22 protein-coding genes are annotated in these 22,427 nt (G+C 67.4%); 9 read left to right on the plus strand and 13 right to left on the minus strand.

Going from position 1 to position 22,427, the window contains the following annotated elements; translation table 11 throughout:
* Positions 1–150 precede the first annotated feature (150 nt).
* Positions 151–546 carry a PaaI family thioesterase gene (locus LJ725_RS08190; RefSeq protein WP_230550162.1) on the minus strand — a complete coding sequence of 132 codons (396 nt, stop codon included), beginning with the start codon at positions 544–546 and terminating at the stop codon, positions 151–153.
* A gap of 84 nt (positions 547–630) precedes the next feature.
* Positions 631–1,053: a hypothetical protein gene (locus LJ725_RS08195; protein WP_230550163.1), complete on the minus strand. Its 423-nt coding sequence runs from the start codon at positions 1,051–1,053 to the stop codon at positions 631–633.
* A 109-nt stretch (positions 1,054–1,162) separates the two neighbouring features.
* On the opposite strand from LJ725_RS08195, the gene LJ725_RS08200 reads away from it, so the two are divergent.
* Positions 1,163–1,993 carry a helix-turn-helix domain-containing protein gene (locus tag LJ725_RS08200; protein ID WP_230550164.1) on the plus strand — a complete coding sequence of 277 codons (831 nt, stop codon included), beginning with the start codon at positions 1,163–1,165 and terminating at the stop codon, positions 1,991–1,993.
* Here LJ725_RS08200 and LJ725_RS08205 read toward each other — a convergent pair.
* Entirely contained in the window at positions 1,968–2,837 is an 870-nt protein-coding gene (locus LJ725_RS08205) for an aldose 1-epimerase family protein (protein WP_230550165.1), read from the minus strand. The genes LJ725_RS08200 and LJ725_RS08205 overlap by 26 nt on opposite strands.
* An 8-nt stretch (positions 2,838–2,845) precedes the next feature.
* Positions 2,846–4,510: a SulP family inorganic anion transporter gene (locus tag LJ725_RS08210; RefSeq protein ID WP_230550166.1), complete on the minus strand. Its 1,665-nt coding sequence runs from the start codon at positions 4,508–4,510 to the stop codon at positions 2,846–2,848.
* Between the two features lie 192 nt (positions 4,511–4,702).
* Between LJ725_RS08210 and LJ725_RS08215 the strand changes: the two genes are divergently transcribed.
* From LJ725_RS08215 to LJ725_RS08225, 3 genes are all read left to right on the plus strand, one after another.
* Complete coding sequence (locus LJ725_RS08215; protein WP_230550167.1) at positions 4,703–5,692, plus strand: TRAP transporter substrate-binding protein; 990 nt, start codon at positions 4,703–4,705, stop codon at positions 5,690–5,692.
* Positions 5,693–5,775: 83 nt separating this feature from the next.
* On the plus strand, positions 5,776–6,288 hold the full coding sequence (locus tag LJ725_RS08220) for a TRAP transporter small permease (protein ID WP_230550168.1): 513 nt from the start codon (positions 5,776–5,778) through the stop codon (positions 6,286–6,288).
* Positions 6,285–7,604 (plus strand): TRAP transporter large permease, encoded by a 1,320-nt coding sequence (locus LJ725_RS08225; protein WP_230550169.1) that lies wholly within the window; start codon positions 6,285–6,287, stop codon positions 7,602–7,604. The genes LJ725_RS08220 and LJ725_RS08225 overlap by 4 nt, the downstream gene beginning before the upstream one ends.
* 6 nt (positions 7,605–7,610) lie before the next feature.
* Here the strand turns inward: LJ725_RS08225 and LJ725_RS08230 are convergent, their stop codons facing one another.
* Together LJ725_RS08230 and LJ725_RS08235 are read right to left on the minus strand one after the other, a co-directional pair.
* Entirely contained in the window at positions 7,611–8,546 is a 936-nt protein-coding gene (locus LJ725_RS08230) for an NAD(P)H-dependent flavin oxidoreductase (RefSeq protein ID WP_230550170.1), read from the minus strand.
* Between the two features lie 92 nt (positions 8,547–8,638).
* The gene (locus LJ725_RS08235) at positions 8,639–10,162 is read right to left on the minus strand and encodes an alpha/beta fold hydrolase (RefSeq protein ID WP_230550171.1); all 1,524 of its coding nucleotides are present in this window, start codon (positions 10,160–10,162) and stop codon (positions 8,639–8,641) included.
* A gap of 106 nt (positions 10,163–10,268) precedes the next feature.
* On the opposite strand from LJ725_RS08235, the gene LJ725_RS08240 reads away from it, so the two are divergent.
* Both LJ725_RS08240 and LJ725_RS08245 read left to right on the plus strand, forming a co-directional pair.
* Complete coding sequence (locus tag LJ725_RS08240; protein WP_230550172.1) at positions 10,269–11,516, plus strand: MFS transporter; 1,248 nt, start codon at positions 10,269–10,271, stop codon at positions 11,514–11,516.
* Positions 11,513–11,650 carry a hypothetical protein gene (locus LJ725_RS08245; protein ID WP_230550173.1) on the plus strand — a complete coding sequence of 46 codons (138 nt, stop codon included), beginning with the start codon at positions 11,513–11,515 and terminating at the stop codon, positions 11,648–11,650. Before LJ725_RS08240 ends, LJ725_RS08245 begins: the two co-directional genes overlap by 4 nt.
* Positions 11,651–11,684: 34 nt before the next feature.
* On the opposite strand, the gene hslU is transcribed toward LJ725_RS08245, so the two are convergent.
* Both hslU and hslV read right to left on the minus strand, forming a co-directional pair.
* A complete protein-coding gene (hslU, locus tag LJ725_RS08250) occupies positions 11,685–12,995 on the minus strand; it encodes an ATP-dependent protease ATPase subunit HslU (RefSeq protein WP_230550174.1) in 1,311 nt (436 codons plus the stop codon).
* A gap of 6 nt (positions 12,996–13,001) precedes the next feature.
* The gene (gene hslV / locus LJ725_RS08255; protein ID WP_230550175.1) at positions 13,002–13,565 is read right to left on the minus strand and encodes an ATP-dependent protease subunit HslV; all 564 of its coding nucleotides are present in this window, start codon (positions 13,563–13,565) and stop codon (positions 13,002–13,004) included.
* A 77-nt stretch (positions 13,566–13,642) separates the two neighbouring features.
* Between hslV and LJ725_RS08260 the strand changes: the two genes are divergently transcribed.
* Positions 13,643–14,902 (plus strand): NAD(P)/FAD-dependent oxidoreductase, encoded by a 1,260-nt coding sequence (locus LJ725_RS08260; RefSeq protein WP_230550176.1) that lies wholly within the window; start codon positions 13,643–13,645, stop codon positions 14,900–14,902.
* 141 nt (positions 14,903–15,043) lie between these two features.
* On the opposite strand, the gene LJ725_RS08265 is transcribed toward LJ725_RS08260, so the two are convergent.
* The 4 genes from LJ725_RS08265 to LJ725_RS08280 form a co-directional block, all read right to left on the minus strand.
* Positions 15,044–15,922, minus strand: coding sequence for an FkbM family methyltransferase (locus tag LJ725_RS08265; RefSeq protein WP_230550177.1), 879 nt, complete (start codon positions 15,920–15,922; stop codon positions 15,044–15,046).
* Between the two features lie 293 nt (positions 15,923–16,215).
* The gene (locus LJ725_RS08270; RefSeq protein WP_268990555.1) at positions 16,216–17,010 is read right to left on the minus strand and encodes a phosphosulfolactate synthase; all 795 of its coding nucleotides are present in this window, start codon (positions 17,008–17,010) and stop codon (positions 16,216–16,218) included.
* Between the two features lie 48 nt (positions 17,011–17,058).
* A complete protein-coding gene (locus LJ725_RS08275) occupies positions 17,059–18,036 on the minus strand; it encodes a Bug family tripartite tricarboxylate transporter substrate binding protein (protein ID WP_230550179.1) in 978 nt (325 codons plus the stop codon).
* Between the two features lie 37 nt (positions 18,037–18,073).
* Positions 18,074–18,871: a GntR family transcriptional regulator gene (locus tag LJ725_RS08280; RefSeq protein WP_230550180.1), complete on the minus strand. Its 798-nt coding sequence runs from the start codon at positions 18,869–18,871 to the stop codon at positions 18,074–18,076.
* Positions 18,872–18,989: 118 nt separating this feature from the next.
* Between LJ725_RS08280 and LJ725_RS08285 the strand changes: the two genes are divergently transcribed.
* Complete coding sequence (locus tag LJ725_RS08285) at positions 18,990–21,248, plus strand: DUF3604 domain-containing protein (RefSeq protein ID WP_230550181.1); 2,259 nt, start codon at positions 18,990–18,992, stop codon at positions 21,246–21,248.
* Between the two features lie 35 nt (positions 21,249–21,283).
* Here the strand turns inward: LJ725_RS08285 and LJ725_RS08290 are convergent, their stop codons facing one another.
* Positions 21,284–22,033 (minus strand): M48 family metallopeptidase, encoded by a 750-nt coding sequence (locus tag LJ725_RS08290; RefSeq protein WP_230550182.1) that lies wholly within the window; start codon positions 22,031–22,033, stop codon positions 21,284–21,286.
* On the opposite strand from LJ725_RS08290, the gene LJ725_RS08295 reads away from it, so the two are divergent.
* Entirely contained in the window at positions 22,032–22,427 is a 396-nt protein-coding gene (locus LJ725_RS08295; protein WP_230550183.1) for a carboxymuconolactone decarboxylase family protein, read from the plus strand. The two genes, LJ725_RS08290 and LJ725_RS08295, sit on opposite strands and share 2 nt — an antisense overlap.

The raw sequence follows: 22,427 nt of genomic DNA on the forward strand, positions 1-22,427 counted from the left end.
GCCCGCAAAGGTCGCCATCGTCGCCTGCATGCGCAAGCTCGTGACCATCCTCAACGCAATCCTCAGGGACAAAAAGCCATGGGCAAACGCTTGACCCTCACGACGGTCGCTCAGGATGAGGTAAGTGGGTCAATGTGACCTGGAACGGCTCTAGAGCACCATCTGCGTCTGCGTGACCACCGCCACGAGCTTGCCCTCGGCGGTGGTGATGCGCGTCGTCCAGACCATGGTGCGGCGGCCGCGATGGACCGGCGTGGTCTCGCCGATCACCGTGGTGCCGACCGGCGCGGGCCCGACGAAGTTGGTCTTGCTCTCGATCGTCGTCGTGCCCTTGCCCTCGGGCAGGTTGAGCACGGTGGCGGCGGCGCCCAGGGTGTCGGCGAAGGCCATCACCGCGCCGCCATGCAGGATGGCGGGCCGCGTGCAGAGCTCGGGCCGGACGGTCATTTCCGCCTTCACCCGCGTGTCGCTCGCCTCGGTGAAGCGCAGGCCGAGCAGCTCGGCGAAGGGCAGTTTGACGTCGTTCAGCAGCTTCAGTCTGTCCATGGTCGTTTCCTCCGGTCGCGGTGACGCCCTGGCACGCGGCCGGGGCGCGATGATGATGGGCCGGCAGGCCGGCCGCGACGCCGATCAGGCCGTGGCGGCGCCCAGGCGGCGCAGGCCGAGATACTCCAGGATCGCGAGATCGGCCACGACCAGACCGATGACGGCGACGCCGGCATAACCCGCCCCGGTCCACGGGACCGGCAGGGCGAGGATGCCCAGCGTGATGACGACCCACGAGGCATCGAGCAGGAAGATCGCCCTCGCCCAGGCAACCGGCAGGCGGGACTGCGCGGCCACCCAGGCGCACACGGCGCCGAACAGCACGAAGCCGATTCCCAGCAGCTCGAACACGATCGCGAGGTCGAGGCCCAGGACCGTCACCGGCGCATGGGTCGCGAGCTTCGCCAGAGGCGTGGCAAAGGCCGCGAGGCCCACGCCCGAGAGCATCGACAGGACGGCGTTCGCCCACAGGGTGCGGCGGAGCAGTCGGTCGGATGAAGCGTTCATGTCGTCCTCCTTGTGTTGTGGACGCCCCGGACATCGCATCGCCCCGAGCCTTCCTCAATTACCGGGCAGGTAATCGGCGTACCGGCGGCCCGGTGATAGGGTCCACCCCATGAGCATCGCCTCCTCGTCCCAGCCCGACATGTTCGGGCCCATGCTGCGCTCGTGGCGCCGCCGTCGCGGCGCCAGCCAGCTCTCGCTCGCCCTGCAGTCGGGCGTCTCGCAACGCCATGTCAGCTTCCTCGAGTCGGGCCGCGCCCGGCCCAGCCGCGAGATGGTGGTGCAGCTCTCGACGGCGCTCGATGTGCCGCTGCGCCAGCGCAACGAGATGCTGCTGGCGGCGGGTTTCGCCCCCGCCTATCGCGAGAGCAACCTCGCCGCGCCCGAGCTCGCGCCGGTACGCCAGGCCATCGACTTCATCCTGAAGCAGCAGGAGCCCTACCCGGCCGTCGTCATCGACCGGCTGTGGAACCTGCTTCAGGCCAACGAGGCGGCCAACGCCTTCACCGTGTTCCTGTTCGAGGGCCCGCCGCCCCCGCCGCCGCCAGGCAAGCCGCCCAACCTGCTGCGCTGGATCCTCGATCCGAGGGCGCTGCGCTCCAAGATCTCCAACTGGGAGGAGGTCGCGCGCTACCTCGTCGCGGCGACCTATGCCGAGATCCTGGCGGCCGGCGGCGAACCCAGGGCGCTGGCGTTCATCGAGGAGATCATGGCCTATCCCGACGTGCCGGCCTCGTTCCGCAAGCTGCGCTTCGAGGAACGGCCGCCGCCGATGCTGACGGTCGACTACCTGGTGAGCGGCAAGGCGCTCTCCGTCTTCACCACCATCGCCACGCTCGGCACGCCGCAGGACATCACCCTGCAGGAAGTCCGCATCGAGAGCTTCTTCCCCGCCGACGACCGCAGCGACGCCCTGTTCAGGAGCCTGGCGGCGAAACGCTGATCGCCATCGCAAAGGTTTCGGTCTTTCCCGGCGCGATCGCGACCATGCCGGGCTTGTCGGCGAAGTCGCCGTCGAAGCCTTCGGGGCTGGCATAGCCCTGCCACGGTTCGATGCAGACGTAGCCGGCGCCGGGCCTGGTCCAGAGGCCGAGATGGGGCATGCGCGGGAAATCGACGCGGATGGCGCCGCCATAGACGAGGCTGCGGCTGGCCAGCGTGTCGAAGATCAGCGCGCCCGCGTCGAAGAGTTCGTCGCTCAGCGGCAGGCGACGATCGCGCACCGGCGTCGGGAATTGTGCGGTGCTCAGCAGCCCATCGACCGGCCGCCGGATCGGCGCGGGCTCGTCCTTCTCGAAGACGACTTCATGCGCCGACCGCGGCTTGCCGTACGGCAGGGGCCAGCGCAGCGCCGGATGGAAGCCGAACGACGCCGGCATGACCGCATCATCCATATTGGTGACGTCGGCCTCCATGTGCAGCGTCGCGCCCTCCAGGCGATAGGTGACGTCGAGCCGGAAATTGAACGGATAGCGCCGCCGCGTCTCCTCGCTGGCCTCGAGGCGCCAGGTGCAGGAGGCCGCATCGGACCGCACCGGCGTGAAGGTCGAGGTTCGGGCGAAGCCATGCTGGCCCATCTCGTAGGCCCGTCCCGCGACCATGATGCGATCGCCGCGGGCCCGTCCGACCATGGGAAACAGCAGCGGCGAGCGGCCCGTCCAGAAGGCGGGATCGCCGTCCCACAGCAGGTCGGCGCCGGCGGAGTCCTGCAGGCGCACCAGTTCGGCGCCGGTGGACGAGATTTCGGCCCGCAGCAACGGGCTGGAGATCGGGACGATGGAGGCCATGGGCCATCCTACAGGAGATGCGCCTCCTGCACGGCCTCCTCGACCGTCCGCTTGTAACGGACCTGCGGCCGAACCGCGCCGGCCCGGAGCAGGGCGTGCCGCGCCGACGGCGAGGCGCCGGTGACGTAGACCCGGACGCCGTGCCGGGCGGCCTTCCGGCCGGCGCCCGCAATGACGTTCGCCGCCGTCGAATCGACGAAGGGCACGGCGGTCAGGTCGATGACGAAGGCCTTGTGCTGGTCGGCGATGTTGTCGAGCACCGCGCCCACGGTCGAGGCCGTGCCGAAGAAGAAGGCCCCGGACAGGCGGTAGACGATCACGCGCGGATCGGTGACGAGATCGGCGGCGAAGGGCGCGCGGGCCGGCTGGGCCACGATGCCGGCCGTGGCGGTGAGGCGCTGGATGAGCAGCAGGACGCCGAGCGCCGTGCCGACCACGATCCCTTCCATCAGGTCGCGGAACACGGTGAGCAGGAAGGTCGACAGCAGGACCACCGCATCGCCGCGCGAGGACCGGATGAGAGTCGCGAACTCGTGCTTCTCGGCCATGTTCCAGGCGACCACGGACAGCACGCCGGCCAGCGCGGCCAGGGGAATGTAGGCGGCCAGCGGCGCGGCCAGCAGCATGAAGCCCAGCAGGAAGACCGAGTGAAGCATGCCGGCGATCGGTCCGCGCGCCCCGGCACGCACGTTGGTCGCGGTGCGGGCGATCGTGCCGGTGGCGCAGATGCCGCCGAACAGGGACGCCGCGATGTTGGCCACCCCCTGGGCCACCAGCTCGCAGTTCGAGCGGTGGCGGCGGCCGGTCATGCCGTCGGCCACCACGGCGGACAGCAGCGATTCGATGGCGCCCAGCAGCGCGAAGGAGAGCGCATCCGGCAGCACGGCCAGCATCTTCGCCGGCGACAGGTCGGGCAGGCTGGGCGCGGGCAGCATGGAGGGAATGCCGCCGAAGCGGCTGCCGATCGTCTCGATGGGCAGGCCGAGGAGAACGGTCGCGAGCGAGGTGACCACGACGGCGACCAGCATGCCCGGCCAGTTCGGCCGGAGCTTCTTGAGGCCGACGATGATGCCGATGGTCGCGAACGCCAGGACGACGGCCGCCGCGTTCAGGGTGCCGGCGGCACCCGCGAGCGCCTCCAGCTTGGCGGCGAACTCTCCCGGCTCCTTTCCCTGCAGGGTGAGGCCGAACAGGTCCTTGATCTGGCTGGCGAAGATGATGACGGCGATGCCGGTCGTGAAACCCACGGTGACCGGATAGGGGATGAACTTCACGAAGGTGCCGAGTCGCAGTACCCCGGCCGCCAGCAGGAAGACGCCGGCCATCATGGTGGCCAGCAGCATTCCCTCGATTCCGTGGCGCGCCACGGTTCCGGCGACCAGCACGATGAAGGCGCCGGCGGGCCCGCCGACCTGGAAGCGGCTGCCGCCCAGCGCCGAGATCAGGAAGCCGCCGACGATCGCGGTGAACAGTCCGCGTTCCGGCGTCGTCCCCGAGGCGATGGCGATGGCCATCGAGAGCGGCAGCGCGACGATCGCCACCGTGAGCCCGGCGATCGCATCGGCGCGCAGGGCCGCCAGCCCGTAGCCCTCGCGCAGCACCGACACGAGCTTCGGGACGAAAGGCCCGTTGAAGTTCGCGGACAGGATCGGGGAGGGAAGACCGAGGGACATTATACAGAATATTTATGTGTTTCGATGATATCGAATAACGCTCGCCTGCACAACCCGACGCAAAGTCCGGACCAGCCTCCCGAAAAAGACGGAGGTTGTCTGACAACCGGTCGCGCGGAACCCGAAAGGCATGCATAGTCCGCGCTTGGGTCCCGGTCTCCGAACCAAAACAGGGCCATTGGAGGAAACGACATGAAGCGCAGACTGCTGATGGGCGGTATCGCCGCCACGACTCTTGCCGCGCCGTTCATCGCGAACGCGCAGGCGCCGCTGACCCTGAACGGCGCCGTCCAGTTCAACGACGACCACGCGTTCAACAAGACGCTGCTCAAGTTCGAAGAGCTGGTGAAGCAGTATTACGGCAAGCCGATCAACTTCGTGCTCCACCGCAACTCGTCGCTGGGACTGGAGAAGCAGTATTTCGAGTACATGGCGCAGGGCAAGGCGGTGGACTACGCCATCGTCTCGCCGGCCCACATGTCGACCTTCTCCAAGGCCGCGCCGTTCATCGACGCGCCGTTCCTGTTCCGCGACCTCGCGCAATGGAACAAGGTGCTCGACCTCGACCTGCTGAAGCCGGTGGCCGGCGAGATCGCGCAGAAGGCCGACGTGATGCTGGTCGGCTATGCCGGCGGCGGCGTGCGCAACATCTTCGTGAACAAGCCGGTCAGCAACCTGGCGGAGATCAAGGGCCTCAAGGTCCGTGTGCAGGGCGCGCCGATCTGGTCCAAGACCTTCGCCGCGGCCGGCATGTCGCCGACGGTCATCGCCTACAACGAGGTCTACAACGCCATCCAGAACAACGTCATCTCGGCCGGCGAGAACGAGGCCGCCGGCGTCGAATCGATGAAGTTCTACGAGGTGGCGCCCAACCTCGCGATGACCGAGCACGCCATCACCATCCGGCCGGTCTGCTTCTCGGGCAAGACCTTCAAGTCGCTGCCCAAGGACCTGCAGGACGCGGTCGTCAGGGCCGGCAAGGAAGCCGGCGCCTATGGCCGCCAGGTCGAGAGTTCCGAGGATGAGCAGAAGCTCGTCGCGCTGGAGAAGGCCGGCAAGCTGAAGCGCATTCCCTTCAAGGATCGCGCCGAGATGAAGAAGCTGGTCGATCCGGTCATGGCAGCCTACGCCAAGGAGATCGGCGCCGACGGCATCTTCACACAGATCGTCGCCACCAACTGACCCGTGCGCGCAGCGGGGCCCCGGCTCCGCTGCGCTTTTCTCCGGCCGCCCGGCCGGAGGCGTTCCCAGACAACGGTTCCCGAATGCCCTCCTCTGTCTCGCCGCCCGGCCCCTGGCGCCGATTCACGGCCGCCTATGCCCAATTTCTGACAGGGCTCCTCGCCTTTTCCGTCGCCGTCATCATCATCCCCGTCACTCTGCAGATGATCTCGCGCTACACCGCGCTGATCCCGTCCTACATCTGGACCGAGGAGATGGCGCGCTTCCTGTTCATCTGGATGATCATGATCGGCGCCATGATCGGCGTGCGCGAAGCCTCGCACTTCGAGGTCGACGTGTGGCCCGCCCTGCCGCGCCGCGGCGAGGCGGCGGTCCGCATCGCCTCCCGGCTCGGCATCCTGGCTTTCGCCCTGGTCTTCGTGGTGGGCGGCATCGAGTTCACGCGGTTCGCCTGGTATCGCACTTCCGAGCTCGCGGACCTGCCGCTCTGGATGATCCACATCGCCTGGCCCGTCGCGGCGGTGACCTGGATCGTCTTCCTGGGCGAGCAGTTCTACGACGAATTCCGCATCCTTCTCGGCGGGAGCCCGACATGACCGGCGCGCTTTTCTCGGCCGGCGAAGCCGCCTCCATCCTGTTCGGCTGCTTCTTCGTACTTCTGGTACTGCGCGTGCCGGTGGCCTTCGCGCTGGGGCTGGCCTGCCTGCCGCTCTTCTATCTCGAGCCACGCCTCGGCACGATGATGCTCGCGCAGGAAACCTTCAACGCCTACAACTCCTTCATCCTGCTCGCCGTGCCGTTCTTCCTGCTGACGGCGAACCTCATGAGCGTGGGGGGCATCACCGACCGGCTGGTGGCACTGTCACGCGCGATCGTCGGCAGCTTCCCGGGCTCGCTGGCGCAGATCAACGTCGTGCTCTCGGTCTTCTTCGCCGGCATCTCCGGCTCCTCGACCGCCGATGCCGCCAGCCAGAGCAAGATCTTCATCGATGCTCAGACACGCGAGGGCTACGACCTCTCCTTCTCGATCGCCATCACGGCGGTCTCGGCTGTGCTGGCCGTCATCATCCCGCCCTCGATCCTGATGATCGTGTGGGGCGGGCTGATCTCGACCTCGATCGGCGCGCTCTACCTCGCGGGCGTCGTACCGGGCCTGCTGATCGCCGGCGCGCAGATGGCCACGGTCCACGTCTATGCGGTCAAGCGTGGCTACCCGACCTACCCGCGCGGGACCTTCCTCGAACTCCTGAAGTCGATCTGGGTGTCGATCCCGGCGCTGATGACGCCCGTCATCATCGTGGGCGGCATCCTCGCGGGATGGTTCACCGCCACCGAATCGGCCTGCGTGGCCGTGCTCTACTCGGCGGTGCTGTCGATCGTGGTCTATCGCGAGATGGGCCCGAAGGAGCTGTACAAGGCGCTGGTCGACACCGGAAAACTCGCCTCGGTGGCGCTGTTCTGCATTGGCACGGCCTCCGCCTTCGGCTGGCTGCTGGCCTACTACCGAATCCCGCAGGAACTGCTGGCCAACGTCACCACCTGGGGCATGGGCCCGATCGGCGTCGGCTTCTTCATCGCCTTCGTGTTCCTCGTCGTGGGCTGCTTCCTCGACGCCATCCCGGCGATCATCATCGTCGGCACGGTGCTGGAGCCGCTCGCCAAGTCGGTGAGCATGGACCCCGTCCATTTCGCGATCGTGTCGATCGTCTCGCTGGCCTTCGGCCTGGTGACGCCGCCCTACGGGCTCTGCCTCATGATCTCCTGTGCCGTCGCGGGCGTGCCGCTGCGCTATGCGCTGAAGGACACGCTGATCATGCTGGTGCCGATGATCGTGGTGCTGGCGGCGATGATCATCTGGCCCGACATCGCCCTCTTCCTGCCCCGGCTGATCGCGCCGGATCTGCTGAAGTAGGACGCCTCAGAAGCCGCCGGCCAGGGACCTTTCGCCCTGCCGGCGGCGGATGGCGTGGAAGCCCTCCACGGTGGACCGGATGATCTCGGCCACCGGCAGTACCTCGTGGATCAGGCCGACCGTCTGGCCGGCCAGCGCCAGCGAGGCCTCCATGTCGCCGCCGAAATAGACGTCCTTCACCGAGCCGAAGATCGAGCGGTCGAACGAGCCCTCGCGCTCGATCTCCGCGGTGCGCTGGGTCTTGAGCGCCCGCACGCAGGGCGTCGACTTGCGGTTCAGCATGACCGTGCCGGTATCGTCGGCATCGACGATCGCCTGCTTGTAGTTGTGATGCACCGGGCTCTCGGCCGAGCTCACGAAGCGCGTGCCCATCTGCACGCCCTCGGCGCCGAGCGCGAAGGCCGCCGCCATGCCGCGCCCGTCGCAGATGCCGCCCGCCGCGATCAGCGGCACGTCGGTCTTCTCCCGCACCGCCTGCAGCAGCACCAGGGTCGAGACGTCGTCGGGATTCTTGAAGCCGCCGCCCTCGCCGCCTTCGACGATAAGCCCGTCGACACCCGCCTCGACGGCCTTCAGCGCCGAGGAGAGATTGGGCACCACGTGATAGACGATAAGTCCCGCCGCCTTCAGCGTCGGCAGCAGCTTGGCCGGCGAGCCCGCCGAGGTGGTGACGAACTTCACGCCCGACTTCGCCACCATGTCGACGACCCGCGGCTCGCGGATGAAGAGCAGCGGCAGGTTCACGCCGAACGGCTTGTCGGTCAGCGTCTTCATCTTTTCGATCTCGGCCAGGCAGGCATCGACCTCGCCGCTCGACGTCTCGATGATGCCGAGGCCGCCGGCGTTGGACACCGCCGAGGCGAGCTGGCTGCGCGCGATGTAGCCCATCGGCGCCTGTACGATCGGATATTGGACGCCCGTATGGGCCAGCACGCGGTTCATTGCTTCGTCTCCCTTTGCGCCAACGTATCGAACCGGCGCATCACCTCAAGCGACCTTTCCGCCCGCGCGGCGGGCGGGAGAGGGAAGCAAGATCACGGCATGTTGCGCGCGCGTTCCCAGGCGGCGGTGAAGTTCGGCGCGGTGTCGGGACGGCACGGCAGCGCGCGCTTGGGGTTCGGATCCTCGATGAACACGTCGCGCAGGCGCGCGGCGCAGGCATCCTGCACCACGACCCCGTGGCCCTGGGCCCTGAAGACGACGTTGCGCGAGGCCGGGAGCGTCTTTGCCGCCTCGCGCGCCCAGGCGGGCGGGGTCAGCCAGTCGTAGCCGCCGCTCAGCAGCAGCGTCGGCACCTCGGACCTCACCGGCTGGCGTTCGGCGGCGGGCGCGGGGGTCACGCGCCATACCGGACAGAAGGTCGGCGACTTGCTCGCCCGGGCGTTCAGCCCGTAGATGCCGTTGGTCTCGATCGCCTTGCGTCGCGCCGCGCGATCGACCATCGGCCAGGTCTCGCGGCATTCGACGCTGTTGTAGAGCCCGTCGAACTGCTGCGCGTTCTGCTCCATCAGGCCGCCGTCGTTGGTCTCGAGGTCCTCGGCGTAGAGCTTGAGCAGCCGCATGTCGCCCTTGCGCGCGGCCGTCACCATCTCCGGGATCGAGGCCGCCTCGCCCTCGCGCATCATGTTGAGCATCACCATCATCACCTGGGTGCCGTCGAGCCGCACCGCGTGCGACCCGTCCTCCAGGGTGATCGAGAGTTCCAGCGGCGTGCGCTCGGCGCCGGTGATCAAGGCCTCGACCTCGCCGCGCAGGTTGGGCTGGCGCTCGCGGCACACGGCATCGGCCTCGCAGTCCTTGTAGAGCTGCTCGAAGGTGCGGCGCACGATCTCCGGCTCGTTCTGCTCGCCGTTGACCTGGGGTGGATAGACGCCGTCCAGCACCGCCGCCCTCACCAGGTCGGGATGGCGGCGCATCACCTCGAGGGCCCAGCGCGTGCCGTAGGACACGCCGTAGAGGTTGATCTTGCTCTGGCCCAGCGCCGCGGCGAGATCGGCCACGTCGTCGGCCAGCGCCGGCGTCGTGTACATGGCGAGATCGATCTTGCGCCGGTCGAGTCCGGCGCGGCAGCGGACCAGGATGTCGCGCTCCTGCTGTTCCGTCACGGCGCGGCGGCGCGCCTTGGCGGGATCGGAGGTGCGGGTGTCGAAACAGTCGAGATTGGGTGTCGAGCCGCCGGCGCCGCGCTGGCTCAGGATGACGACGTCGCGGCGGCGGCGGATGGCCGCCGTCTCGTTCCACCAGTCGCCCTCGCTCAGCGCGTCGGCGCCCGGCGCCGAGGCCACCAGCGGCGCGTCACCGGGCCCGCCGGACAGATAGACGAGCGGCTCGACGCCGGCCGTGCGCTTGGCCTTGAGGATGGCGACCTTCAGCTTGATCTCGCGGCCCTGCGGCTGCTCGCGATTCTCGGGCACCACCAGGACGAAGCATTCGACCCGGTCGCCCTTGGGCGGCTTGAAGGCACAGCGCTCGCGCTCTAGCCGCGGCGCGGCCGACGCGCTTCCTGCCAAAACCAGCAGGAAAGCTGCCAAGCCGCACAGGAACCGCAATCGCGCCATGGATATCTTGTGCCACATCGTAGCTTGTGACGGCATGAAGTAATTCTATGGAAACACTGTGGCCGAACATCTTGCCACCCGGCACTCATCGCCTCAGGTTGCGGCCATGACCCAACGCTCCTACTGGACCGCCGTCTGGTGCGGTTTCCTCGTGCTCACCATCGGCCTCGGCGTCCGCCAGAGCTTCGGAATCTTCCTGAAGCCGATCTCCGCCGAACTCCATGTCGGGCGCGAACTCTTCTCCTTCGGCACGGCGCTGTCGATGCTGCTGATGGGCGCCATCGCACCCTTCTCCGGGCGTCTGGCCGACCGGTTCGGCTCCGCACCGACCATCGCCGGCGGCGGCGTCCTCTACGTCCTGGGCATGATCGTCACCGCCACCATGCATGACGGCCTCATGCTGATCGTCGGCAACGTGCTGGTCGGCATCGGCCTCTCCGCCGCGACCTTCGGCCCGGTCCTGGGCGTGATCCTGCGCGTGGCCCCGCCCGCCAAGCAGGCGCTGGCGGTGGGCATCTGCTCGGCCGGCGGCTCGTTCGGCCAGTTCTTCATCGTGCCGCTGGCCGCGGTGCTGCAGAACTATTTCGGCGACTGGCGCCCGACCATGTGGGCGCTGACCGCGCTGGCCGTGATCATGATCGCGCTGCCCCTCGGCCTCAACGATCGCAAGGAGATCGCGGCCTCGCGGAAGGCGAGCGGCGGCAGCCAGACCACGGCCGAGGCGCTGTCGGAGGCCTTCGCCCAGCGCAGCTACGTCCTGCTGGTGGTCGGCTACTTCGTCTGCGGCTTCCACGTCGCCTTCGTCGGCGGCCACCTGCCGGCCTACATCTCCGACAAGGGAATCGGCCTGTCGCTGTTCGGCATCCAGCTGTCCCCCGCCGAACTGGGCGGCTGGGCGATCGGCATGGTCGGCCTCTTCAACATCGCCGGCGCCATCCTGTGGAGTTCGATGGGCAACCGCTTCAAGCGCAAGAACCTCCTGTCGACCCTCTATCTGCTGCGCTCGCTGGTCTTCCTGGGCTTCGTGATCGCGCCGCTGTCGGCCGCCTCGGTGCTGATCTTCGCGGCCGCCCTGGGCTTCCTCTGGCTGGGCACCGTGCCGCTCACCACCTCACTGGTCGGCTACATCTTCGGGCCGGTCCATGTCACCATGCTGAACGGCATCGTCTTCTTCGGCCACCAGGTCGGCAGCTTCTTCGGCGGCTGGGGCGGCGGACGCCTGTTCGACCTGCAGGGCAACTACGACATGATGTGGTGGATCTCGATCGCGCTCGGCCTCGTCTCGGCCGCCCTGCACTACCCGATCGTCGAGGAGCGGCTGGCGCGTCCGGCGGCCGCCCCGCAGCCGGCATGACCGCCGGCTGGCGCCCCGTGCTGCTCTGGGGGCTGGCCAGCCTGGTCGTGGCCGCGACGATCGTGTCGTTCATCCTGTGGGGCCTGAACGGCCCCGCCTATCTCGTCGACCTGATCGCGGCGTATTGCCTTTAGACTTTTCCTCCCCATTCGGATGGGGAGGCAATTTCTAGAGCACGAACTTCGAGAGATCCGCGTTCTTCGCCAGCTCGCTGACGTGCGAGCGGACATAGGCGGCGTCGATTTCCATCTTGGTGTTCGGCCTGTCCGAGGCGGTGAAGCTGATCTCTTCCAGCAGCTTCTCCATCACCGTGTGCAGCCGGCGCGCGCCGATGTTCTCGACCGTCTCGTTGATGTCGGCCGACAGGCGCGCCAGCTCGTCGATCGCGTCGGGCTTGAAGTCGAGCTCGACCTTCTCGGTCGCCATCAGCGCCTTGTACTGCTTCACCAGGCTGGCCTCGGGCTCGGTCAGGATGCGGCGGAAATCCTCCTGGCTGAGCGAGGCCAGGCTGACGCGGATCGGCAGGCGGCCCTGCAGCTCCGGCAGCATGTCCGACGGCTTGGCGAGATGGAACGCGCCGGAGCAGATGAACAGCACATGGTCCGTCTTCACCGGCCCGTGCTTGGTGTTCACGGTCGTGCCCTCGATCAGCGGCAGCAGGTCGCGCTGCACGCCCTCGCGGCTCACGTCGCCGCCGCCGCGGTACTCGCTGCGGGCCGTGATCTTGTCGATCTCGTCGATGAAGACGATGCCGTTCTGCTCGACCATGTCGCGCGCCTCGCGCACGACACGCTCCTGGTCGAGGAGCTTGTCGCTCTCCTCGCGCATCAGCGTCTGGTAGCTGTCGGCCACCGTCATCTTGCGCTTCTTGGTGCGCCCGCCGAACGCCTTGCCCAGCATGTCGCCGATGTTGATCATGCCGACCGACGCGCCGGGCTGGCCCGGCACCTCGAACTGCATCGGCCCGCCCGAGTCCGCGACCTCGATCTCGATCTCGCGGTCGTCGAGCTCGCCGGCCCGCAGCTTGTGGCGGAAGCGCAGCTTGGTCTCCTCGCTGGCATTGGCGCCGCACAGCGCGTCGATCACGCGGTCCTCGGCGGCGAGCTCCGCCTTGGCCTTCACGTCCTTGCGCAGGCTCTCGCGCGCCATCTCGATGGCGGCCTCCATCAGGTCGCGTGCGATCTGCTCGACGTCGCGTCCGACATAGCCGACCTCGGTGAACTTGGTCGCCTCGACCTTGAGGAATGGCGCATTGGTCAGCTTGGCGAGGCGCCGCGCGATCTCGGTCTTGCCGACGCCGGTCGGGCCGATCATCAGGATGTTCTTGGGCAGCACCTCGTCGCGCAGCGAATCGGAGAGCTGCAGGCGGCGCCAGCGGTTGCGCAGCGCGATGGCGACGGCGCGCTTGGCCTCCTGCTGGCCGATGATGTGCTTGTCGAGCTCGGAGACGATCTCGCGCGGGGAAAAGTCGTTACTCATGGAAAATCAGAGCTTCTCGAGGACGATGTTGTGATTGGTGTAGACGCAGATGTCGGCGGCGATCTTCATCGACTTGCGCGCGATCGCCTCGGCGTCGAGCCCCTCCACGTCGATCAGCGCCCGCGCCGCGGAGAGCGCGTAGTTGCCGCCCGAGCCGATGGCGATGATGCCGCCCTCGGGCTCCAGCACGTCGCCCGTGCCCGACAGCAGCAGCGACACGTCCTTGTCGGCCACCGCCATCAGCGCCTCGAGCTTGCGCAGGTAGCGGTCGGTGCGCCAGTCCTTGGCGAGTTCGATCGCGGCGCGCAGGAGCTGGCCGGGATGACGCTCGAGCTTGGCCTCGAGCCGCTCGAACAGCGTGAAGGCGTCGGCCGTGGCGCCGGCGAAGCCCGCGATGATCTGGCCGTTGCCGATGCGGCGGACCTTCTTGGCGTTGCCCTTGACGATGGTCTGGCCCATCGACACCTGGCCGTCGCCGGCCATGACGACCTGGCCGTCCTTGCGAACCGAGAGGATGGTCGTGGCATGCCAGCCGGGACCGGAGGAACTGTCTGATTGTGCGGAAGACATGCGCCCTAAATAGGGATTCACAGCAACAAATCAATCGCCGGCTCGGGCTCCCGCAGCCGGCGTGCTAACGTCGGTCCATGAGCGAATCAGTCACCAGCGACCCCGTCATCGTCATCGGCGCCGGAATCGTCGGCGCGGCCACCGCCCGCGCCCTGCAGCGCAACGGCCACAGGGTCACCCTGCTCGACAGCGCCGAGCCGGGCAATGCCACCTCCTTCGGCAATGCCGGCTTCCTGTCGGTCGACAGCCTGATCCCGCTCGCACGGCCGGCCACCCTGAAGAAGGTGCCGACGATGCTGATGGACAGGAACGGACCGCTCACCGTCCATCCGCCCAGCCTCCCCTGGCTGCTGCCCTGGATGGCGCGCTTCGCGCTGGCGTCGATGAGCCCGGCCGAGGTGCAGAAGGGCAAGGACATGTTCAAGCCCTTGATGCTCGAGGCCGACATCGCGTGGAAGGCCGAGATCCAGGCCTCGGGCCTCGGCGAGCTGTTCCGCACGCGCGGCGCGCTCTACGTCTACGAGAGCGAGGCCGCGTTCCAGGGCACCGACGAGATGCGCGGGCTGCAGTCGGGCAAGGGCACGGAATTCGAGATCGTCGACGGCAACCGCGCGCGCGAACTGGCGCCCGGCCTCAGCCGCACGATCGTGCGCGGCATCCACTATCCCAACGGCACGCACACGATCGATCCGCACAAGGTCGTGGCCACGCTGGTCGAGCGGTTTACGGCCGAGGGCGGCACGGTGATGCGCGGCCGCGTGCGCGGCTTCCGGCGCGACGGCAATCGCGTGACGGCGGTGCAGCTCACCGACTCCGAACTGCCCGCCGGCGCCGTGATGATCTCGGCCGGCCGCGCCTCGGGCGAGCTGACGCGCCTGCTCGGCTTCAACGCGCCGCTGGTCGCCGAGCGCGGCTATCACGTGATGGTCGCGCCCGACAACGTGCAGTTCGACCTGCCGGTCAGCCCGCCCGAGCGCGGCCTGTTCTTCACGCCGATGGCGGAGGGACTGCGCATCGCCGGCACGGTCGAACTGGCCGCACCGCACCAGCCGCCGTCCTGGCATCGCGCCGATCTCCTGAAGAAGCATCTCGCGGACATCTTCCCCGGCGTCGGCGGCGCCGAGACCAGCCGCTGGATCGGCGAGCGCCCGACCCTGCCCGACTATCGTCCCGCCATCGGCCGCGCACCGCGCCTCGCCAACGTCTATTGCGGCTACGGCCACCAGCATCTCGGCCTGACGCTCGCCACCGCCACGGGCCGAATGATCGCACGCCTGATGGACGGCGAGGACCTGCCGGCCGCGCTCCAGGCCTGCGATCCCGGAAGATTCGGGTGAATGATCAACCGCCTCCCCATTCAGATGGGGAGGTGTCGTCGTCCTACGACGACGGGGGGGGGTCATGCACGTTGCCTCGCCCCATGACCCCATCGCCCCGTAAGACGGGGCACTTCCCCATTTGAATGGGGAAGCAAGCGGTCAGAACGTCTTTCCCAGCACCGTGACCGGCTTCGCGGTCTTCACCCGCTCCTCGACGAAAGGCCAGTCGCGCACGAAGAACTCGTTGGAGCGGGTCCATTTGCCGTCGGAGAAAGCGAGTTTGTTCGGCTCGCGCTGCAGGATGCGGGTGAAGGGATCGTAGAAGGCGCGCTCGAAGCCGAGATCGGCGAACAGCCCCAACGACCAGTCCGAGGTGGCTTCGAGGGCCACCACCTTGAGGCTGGGCTTCTTCAGGACTCCGATCGATCCCTGCAGCACCTGATCCTCGTACTTCTCGACGTCGAGCTTCAGGAAGGCCGGCGCAGCCTCGCCCACGACCGTGTCGAGCGTCTTCTGCGGGACGATGCGGATGCCCTCGCGATGCTCCGACACGACCTGGTTCATGGCGCCGAGGCCGGTGGTGAACATCACCTTGCCCTCGCTGGGCCCGAGCGCCAGTTCTCGGATCGTCACCAGCGACTGCAGCCCGTTGATCTCGACGTTGCGCGCGAGGTCGCGGGCGGTCCCGGGATCGGCCTCGATGGCGATCGTCGTCGCGCGGCAGACGCCGGACGCCAGCACCGTGTAGGTGCCGACATTGGCGCCGGCATCGAGGAACAGGTCGCCCTCGCGCAGGAAGTGCAGGACGAGCCCCATGCTCATGAACTCGTGCAGGCCGAAATAGAGATTGCCGGTCGCGCCGGTCATGCCGCGGCGCACGACCAGCCGCTGGCCGCCGATCCAGGGCGCCACCACCTCGGGGCTGAGGCGGCTGCGCAGATGCCAGGAGGCGAACCGGCTCCAGGCGCCGAGCTGGTTGTCGCGCGTCATCGGATGGGCGGCGAACGTGCGGCCAACCGCGAGTAGAGATCTCAACACTTTTGGACCGCTGACCTTCCCTGCCCTGTCCGCGAAGTGTACCGCCCCAGCCGAGGTGGAGCCAACGGTCAGGACCCGTACTGCAACAGGATCTCGCCGTTCCTCTTGAGCCACGCCTGCGGCCCCCTTATGGGGCCGTCGCAGAGAGCCCCATCCGGGCCGCTTCCGATCGACACGGGCGGCCACCGAAACGACACCGGCCACCTTCGGAACGGGGACCAGATATGGTCATGCGCCTGGACCCTCAGGACTGCGCAAGTACCATAACGATCGGTCGCCTCGGCACGCTCTGCTCAGCTGTGCAAGGGCCCGCCCGTTCCGAGGCCCACGCGCTGCGCTTCGGTGTCATAGATGGTCGTCACCCCGATATTCGCAAGATTGATGTCGGGGCCGAACTCGGCGAAGAGGATCTTCTTCATCTCTTCGATGTCGCAGCTTTTGACGCCGGAGATCCACGGCCCCGGAAGCTCGATCATGATACGGTCCTGAGGCAGGCCGCGCTTGAGGACCTCGAGACTGTCGCGGCGCACGCGCCCATTTTCGACCAGTTCGGCGGCTTCCACGAGCACGAGTTCAGCACCGGCGCTCAGGCAGACTTCTGCCTGCTCCACCAGCAGCGCCGGATTGCTGAGTGTCTCCTTCGAGCCGACCTCGCCGAATACCGAGAGGCCACTCGCAACCGCGGCCGAGATCTGGCAGCGGCGTTGCTCGGGCGTCAGCGGCACGGTGTTGTCGGAGATCTCGATGGTGCGGATTCCAAGGTCCCGTGCTTCGGCGTAGAATCTCGGCAGCGCCGCCTCGCCCAGCATCGCGAAGACATATTCGTGGAACTGCCCACCGAGAAAGGGCCGTATCTGGAATTCCTCGCACATGGCGAGTTTGCGCATCAGGTGGTCTCGCGGGTAGAGCCGCGCCGTACCGGTCTTTATCTTGATCAGGTCGATGTAGGGAGCGGCCAGCTCGAACACCCCGCGCAGGTAGGTGAGAGGTAGGCCATCGTCGATCACCATGGAGAGCCCGGTTCGGCGGGGCTTTGTACTGCGCCGTGCATCGAAGGGTACGAAACCAAAGGGAGGATCAGCCAACATGGTTCACCGTTTCAATGAGAGCAGGGCGACTGGACTTCGGAAGATCGCTCATTCGGGTGTAAGTCCGGAGAACTTGTACATCTGGGCGAAAAGAGAGCGCTCGACGGCAAGATAGTCGCGGAATGCGGCCGTGGAATCTCCAACGGGATCGACCCCCAGCGCCGCCAGGCGGTCGCGCACGTCGGGCAGCTTGAGCACGGTGGCGAAGTCCGCCTGCAGGCGCTGCACGATGTCGGCCGGTGTGCGCCCCGGCACCATGACGCCCATCCAGTGCGACGCCGCGAAGTCCTTCATGCCGGGCGACTCAGCCACCGCGGATACGTCCTTTGCCCAGGTGACACGCTCCGGCGAGGTGACAGCGATCGCCACGAGCTTGCCGTCCCGGATGAAGGGAAGCACGGGCGCCATGCCGACAATGGCCAGCGGGACGTGGCCTGCCACGACATCATTGGTGGCCGGGCCGGCGCCCTTGTAGGGGATGTGCAGCAGCTTGATGCCCGCCAGATGCGCCAGCCAGGCGCCGGCCAGGTGCTGCGAGCTGCCTTCGCCCGGTGTGCCGTAGGCCAACCCTTCCGGCGTGCGCTTGGCCAACGCAATCACGTCGGCCAACGTGCGTACCCCGAGCGAGGGGTTCGCCACAATGACGACCGGCGTCGTGGCGGCCAGGGTCACCGGCGCAAGATCCTTCATTGGATCGTAGTTCATCTTCTTGTAGGCGCTCGGCGCAATCACGATCTCGGCGGGCGAGGCGAGCAGGATCGTCCGCCCGTCGGGTTTGGCGCGCGCCACGTAGTCGGCGCCGATCATGCCGTTCGCCCCGGGCCGGTTCTCCACGATAACGGAGTGTCCGAGACGCTCGGCCAGTCGGGGGGCAAGGATCCGGGCCACGCTGTCATGCCCGCCGCCCGGGGCATAAGGCACCACCAGCGCCGTGGCTTGCGAAGAAGTGGATTGTGCCGCAGCGCCCAGCCCCAGGAGCGAGACGGTCGCCGATAGCAGGATGGGGAGCAATCGTATCCAGCGCATGCGCATATTCATATCGTGGCCCTTGCGTTGTTGCCGGTCAGGCCGCCACGGCCCGCAACTCGGCCGCCAGCGCGACGTCGCCTTTGGTCGAGAAGGTGAATTCGTAGGATGACGGGTCGACCGTGAAGCGATTGTGCTCGCGTGCCCGGCCCTGGGCGTCGAAGCGCGTACGCGTCAGCACCAGGACCGCGCTCCTCGCGCCAACACCCAGGCAGCGCGCGACGGTGGCTCCGGCAAGCTCTGCGCCGATGGCGCTTGTGGAGGATGCGATCGGATGGTGCAGCAATACGCTGTGGACGGCAGCGGTGGACATCGCCTCGATGTCGGCGGGCAACAGCGACGCCGCGTCCGGGGTAAGCCAGTTGGCGGCAAGCACGATCGGGCGGCCAGCGGAGAAATAGAGCCTATCGAGCTTCACGGCCTGCGCGCCCGGCGCTAGCTTGAAAAGATCCACTACCTTCGGCGGCGGCACGGCGCGTTCGAAGGCGATCAGCCGCACTTCCGGCCTGGGCGCCTTCGTCAGCAGAATGTCGAAGAAGCCCTGTTCCGAAAGGAGGTCGTGTCGCACGACGGCCGGCGACACGAAGCTTCCTTTTCCATGGGCGCGCGTGACGAGACCACGCGACACGAGGTCGTCCATCGCAAGCCGAACGGTGACACGGCTTACGCCGAGGCGCTCGACGAGCGCGACTTCGGCGGGCAATCGCTCGCCTGCGCGTAGGCTGCCCGAAAGGATGAGCTGTTCGAGCCAGCGCGCGATCTGCGTCTGCAACGGGACGGGGCTGTTCCGCTCGGGCTCTATCCACGGAAACGGTCGGGTCTGATTGGGGCGCACGAAACCTCTTCGACTTGATTATAAGACGACTTAATACGTCTTGTCATCCGTGAACTCAAGATTGTAGTTTCCCGCGACAACCGGGCGGCTGCCCGGTCCACCATCGCCGAGGATCGACATGCCGCACTCAACCTACCTGCCCGAGCGTATGGGCTCGGCCATCCTCTCGCCCACCGACGCGGTCGAGGCCGGCAGCTTCCAGTCGTTCACGCTCGTTTATACGGCGGGATACTTCGGCATCGACGACACGGGTTCGATCAAGATCGTCCAGCGTTTCGCGGGCGACATGGGCAAGCCGCAGTGGAGCGATCCGACGGCTGTGAACTACACCACCGTGGAAGCGTCGAACGGCGCGGTGCTCGAGGTGCGCTACGACCCGAAGATGAACATCCGGCCATGGGACAAGACCCTGTTCGTTCGCGTGATTCGCGGCTTCCTGAACGAAGGCGACACCATCACTGTCCGCTTCGGCGACCGCCGGAAGGGTTCGCCGGGCATGCGCATGCAGACCTTCGTCGAACCGACGTTCGAATTCCGCGTCCTGGTCGATGCCTTCGCGACCTACAACTACGTCGAGCTGCCGATCCAGCCGAACTTCCCCATCGTGTCCGGGCGCGCGGTGACATGGAAGGCCCTCCTCCCGACCTTGCGCAGGACCGGAGAGAACTTCCGGTTGGGCTTCAAGGGCGAGGACAAATGGGGCAATCCCAGCGACCAGGTCGAGGGCACCTTCTCGCTGTGCGCCAATCTCCCGGTCCGCGGCCTGCCGGAGCGCTTCTCGATGGGCCGCGGCGAGGCAGCGAAGTCGATCGATGGCCTCTCGATAGAACAGCCGGGCGACCTGCTGATCGACGTGCTCGACTCGGCCGGCCGTGTGCTGTGCCGGAGCAACCCACTGCGCATTGCAGCTGACGCGCCGCTCCGGTCCTACTGGTGCGACCTGCATGGCCAGTCCGAGGAGACCATCGGCACGAACTCGGCCCGCGAACTGATCGAGTTCGCCCGCGACCGCGCATTCCTCGACGGCATGAGCCACCAGGGCAACGACTTTCAGATCACCACGCCATTCTGGAATGAGCTCAACAGGCTGACGCGCGAATACAACGAAGACGGCCGCTTCATCATTTTCCCGGGCTACGAATGGTCGGGCAACACAGGGTTGGGCGGCGACCGCAACGTCATGTTCATGCACGAGGGCCGGCAGATCCATCGCTCGTCGCACGCGCTGGTGGACGACACCTCTGACCTGAAGAGCGATTCCAACAGCGCCGAGCAGCTCTTCCAGGCGCTCAAGGACGAGGATTGCGTGGTCTTCGCCCACATCGGCGGCCGCTACGCCGACATCAAGATGGCCCATGATGCGCGGATCGAACGCTCCGTCGAGGTCCACTCGGACTGGGGCACTTTCGAATGGCTCGTCCAGGACGCGCTGGAGCAGGGCTACCGAATCGGCATTCTGGCCAATTCCGACGGCCACAAGGGGCGCCACGGCGCAAGCCATCCTGGGGCCTCGCTGTTCGGCGCTTATGGCGGCCTGTCGTGCCTGCTCGCCACCGACCTGACGCGCGCCGGCCTGTTCGACGCGCTGCGCCGGCGCCATCACTACGCCACCACCGGCTGCCGGATGGTGCTGGACGTCCGTGCCGCCTTCGACTCCGAGGCGATGCTCTATGCTGACGATCCGAATCTCGGCGCAGCGCAGCACACGCGCGGCCGAGAGGCGATGATGGGCGACATCGTGCAATCGACCGACGCGGCTGTGGAATTCATCATCGAGGCCCAGGCATCGGCCCCGATCGAGCGGCTGGAAATCCGCAACGGACTCGATGTCCTCGAGACATGGCGGCCTTACGAGGCAACGGCCCTCGGCCGGCGCATCCGGGTGATCTGGGAAGGCTCGGAGTATCGCGGGCGCGGGCGCCAGACCATCTGGGACGGCGGCTGCACGCTCGAAGGCAACAGCTTCGAGCGCTTCGTGCCGATCAACATGTGGAACCTCGACCGGAAGATCGAGCAGACCGCCCCCGGTGCCCTGTCATGGACGGCGCTGACGACCGGCGGGTTCGGCGGCTTCGATGCCTGGCTAACGGACCCGCGCGCCGGTACGCTGCGCATCGAAACGCCGCTGGTGAAGTGCGAGATCTCCGTCGCCGACGTCGGCCGCGAGGACATGGTGATCGATGCTGGCGGCATCCGGCGCCGCATCCGCATCTTCCGCCTGCCCGATGAGAACCCGCATCGCGAGGTCAAGCTGGCCCGTCGCGTCGCACTCAAGCCTGCCGGTGACAATGCTCTCTACGCGTGCCTGACCCAAGAGGACGGCCACCTGATCTGGTCGAGCCCGATTTATGTCTTTCGCGGTCCCTCGGCAACCTGACGCCAGAAGCGCGTCGGGTTCCGTGCAACGGGGCCTCAGCCGCCGTACTGCAACAGGATCTCGCCGTTCCTCTTGAGCCAGGCCTGCGGTCCCTCGATGGGGCCGTCGCAGAGCGCGCGGGCCAGCGCCCAGAAGCGCGGTCCGTGGTTCAGATGGACGAGATGCGCGGCCTCGTGCGCCGCGAGATAGTCCAGCACCTCGGGCGGCGCAAACACCAGCCGCCAGGAGAAGGACATCGCGGCATCGGGGCCGCAGCTTCCCCAGCGAGAGCGGGTGTCGCGCACGGTGATGCGCTTCACCGACCGCTCGGTGCGCGCCGCCTTGGCGAGCACCAGCGGCACCAGCTGCTCGCGCAACTCAGCCGTCAGCCAGTCCTTCAGCCGGCGCGGCAGATGTTCGGCCCGGCCGGCGACATGGATCTCGCCGTTCTCGCGCCAGACCGTGCCGCGCGCATCGGGCCGGTGGCGCACGCGGTGCGGCACCCCGAACAGCGGGATCTCCGCGCCGTCGACGAAGGGCCGCCGCTCGGGCAGGCGGCCAAGCCGGGCGGCGATCCAGCCGGCCTGCGCCTCGGCGAAACCCACCGCCGCGACGCGCGCCATGCGCAGCGGCGCCGTCAGCACGATGCGGCGGTTGGCGGGGTCGACGCGCAGCGACGCGCGACGGGCGCGCGGGTTGCGGACGAAGGTCACTGACAGCGTATCGCCCGCATGAGCAATGGTGAGTTGCTCGGGCTCCGGCGTGGCTTTAGGCAGGAAACGGCTGAACCAGGAGGAAGGCGACATGTCCGAAGAACAGGCTCACAAGACGCTCAGCGATGCAGGACGGAAGGTCCTGTCCGAGGTTCTGGGCGAATCCTATCTCGCCCGGCGTGACGCGACCAACAACGATTTCTGGGCCCCGGTGCGCGCCTTTTCCGAGGAATTCGCCTATGCCTCGCTGTGGACGCGCGACGGGCTCGACCGCAAGCAACGCAGCATGATCACCATCGCCATGCTCTGCGCCCTCAACCGCCCGCACGAACTCAAGATCCATCTGGTGGGCGCGCTGAACAACGGCTGCACCAAGGTCGAGCTGCGCGAGATCTTCACCCACGCCATCGCCTATTGCGGCTTCCCCGCCGCCATCGACGCGCTGCGTGTCGCCGAGGACGTGCTGAAGGAACAGGGGAAGTTCTGA

Source organism: Reyranella aquatilis, from assembly GCF_020880995.1.
GTDB classification, from domain to species: Bacteria; Pseudomonadota; Alphaproteobacteria; order Reyranellales; family Reyranellaceae; genus Reyranella; species Reyranella aquatilis.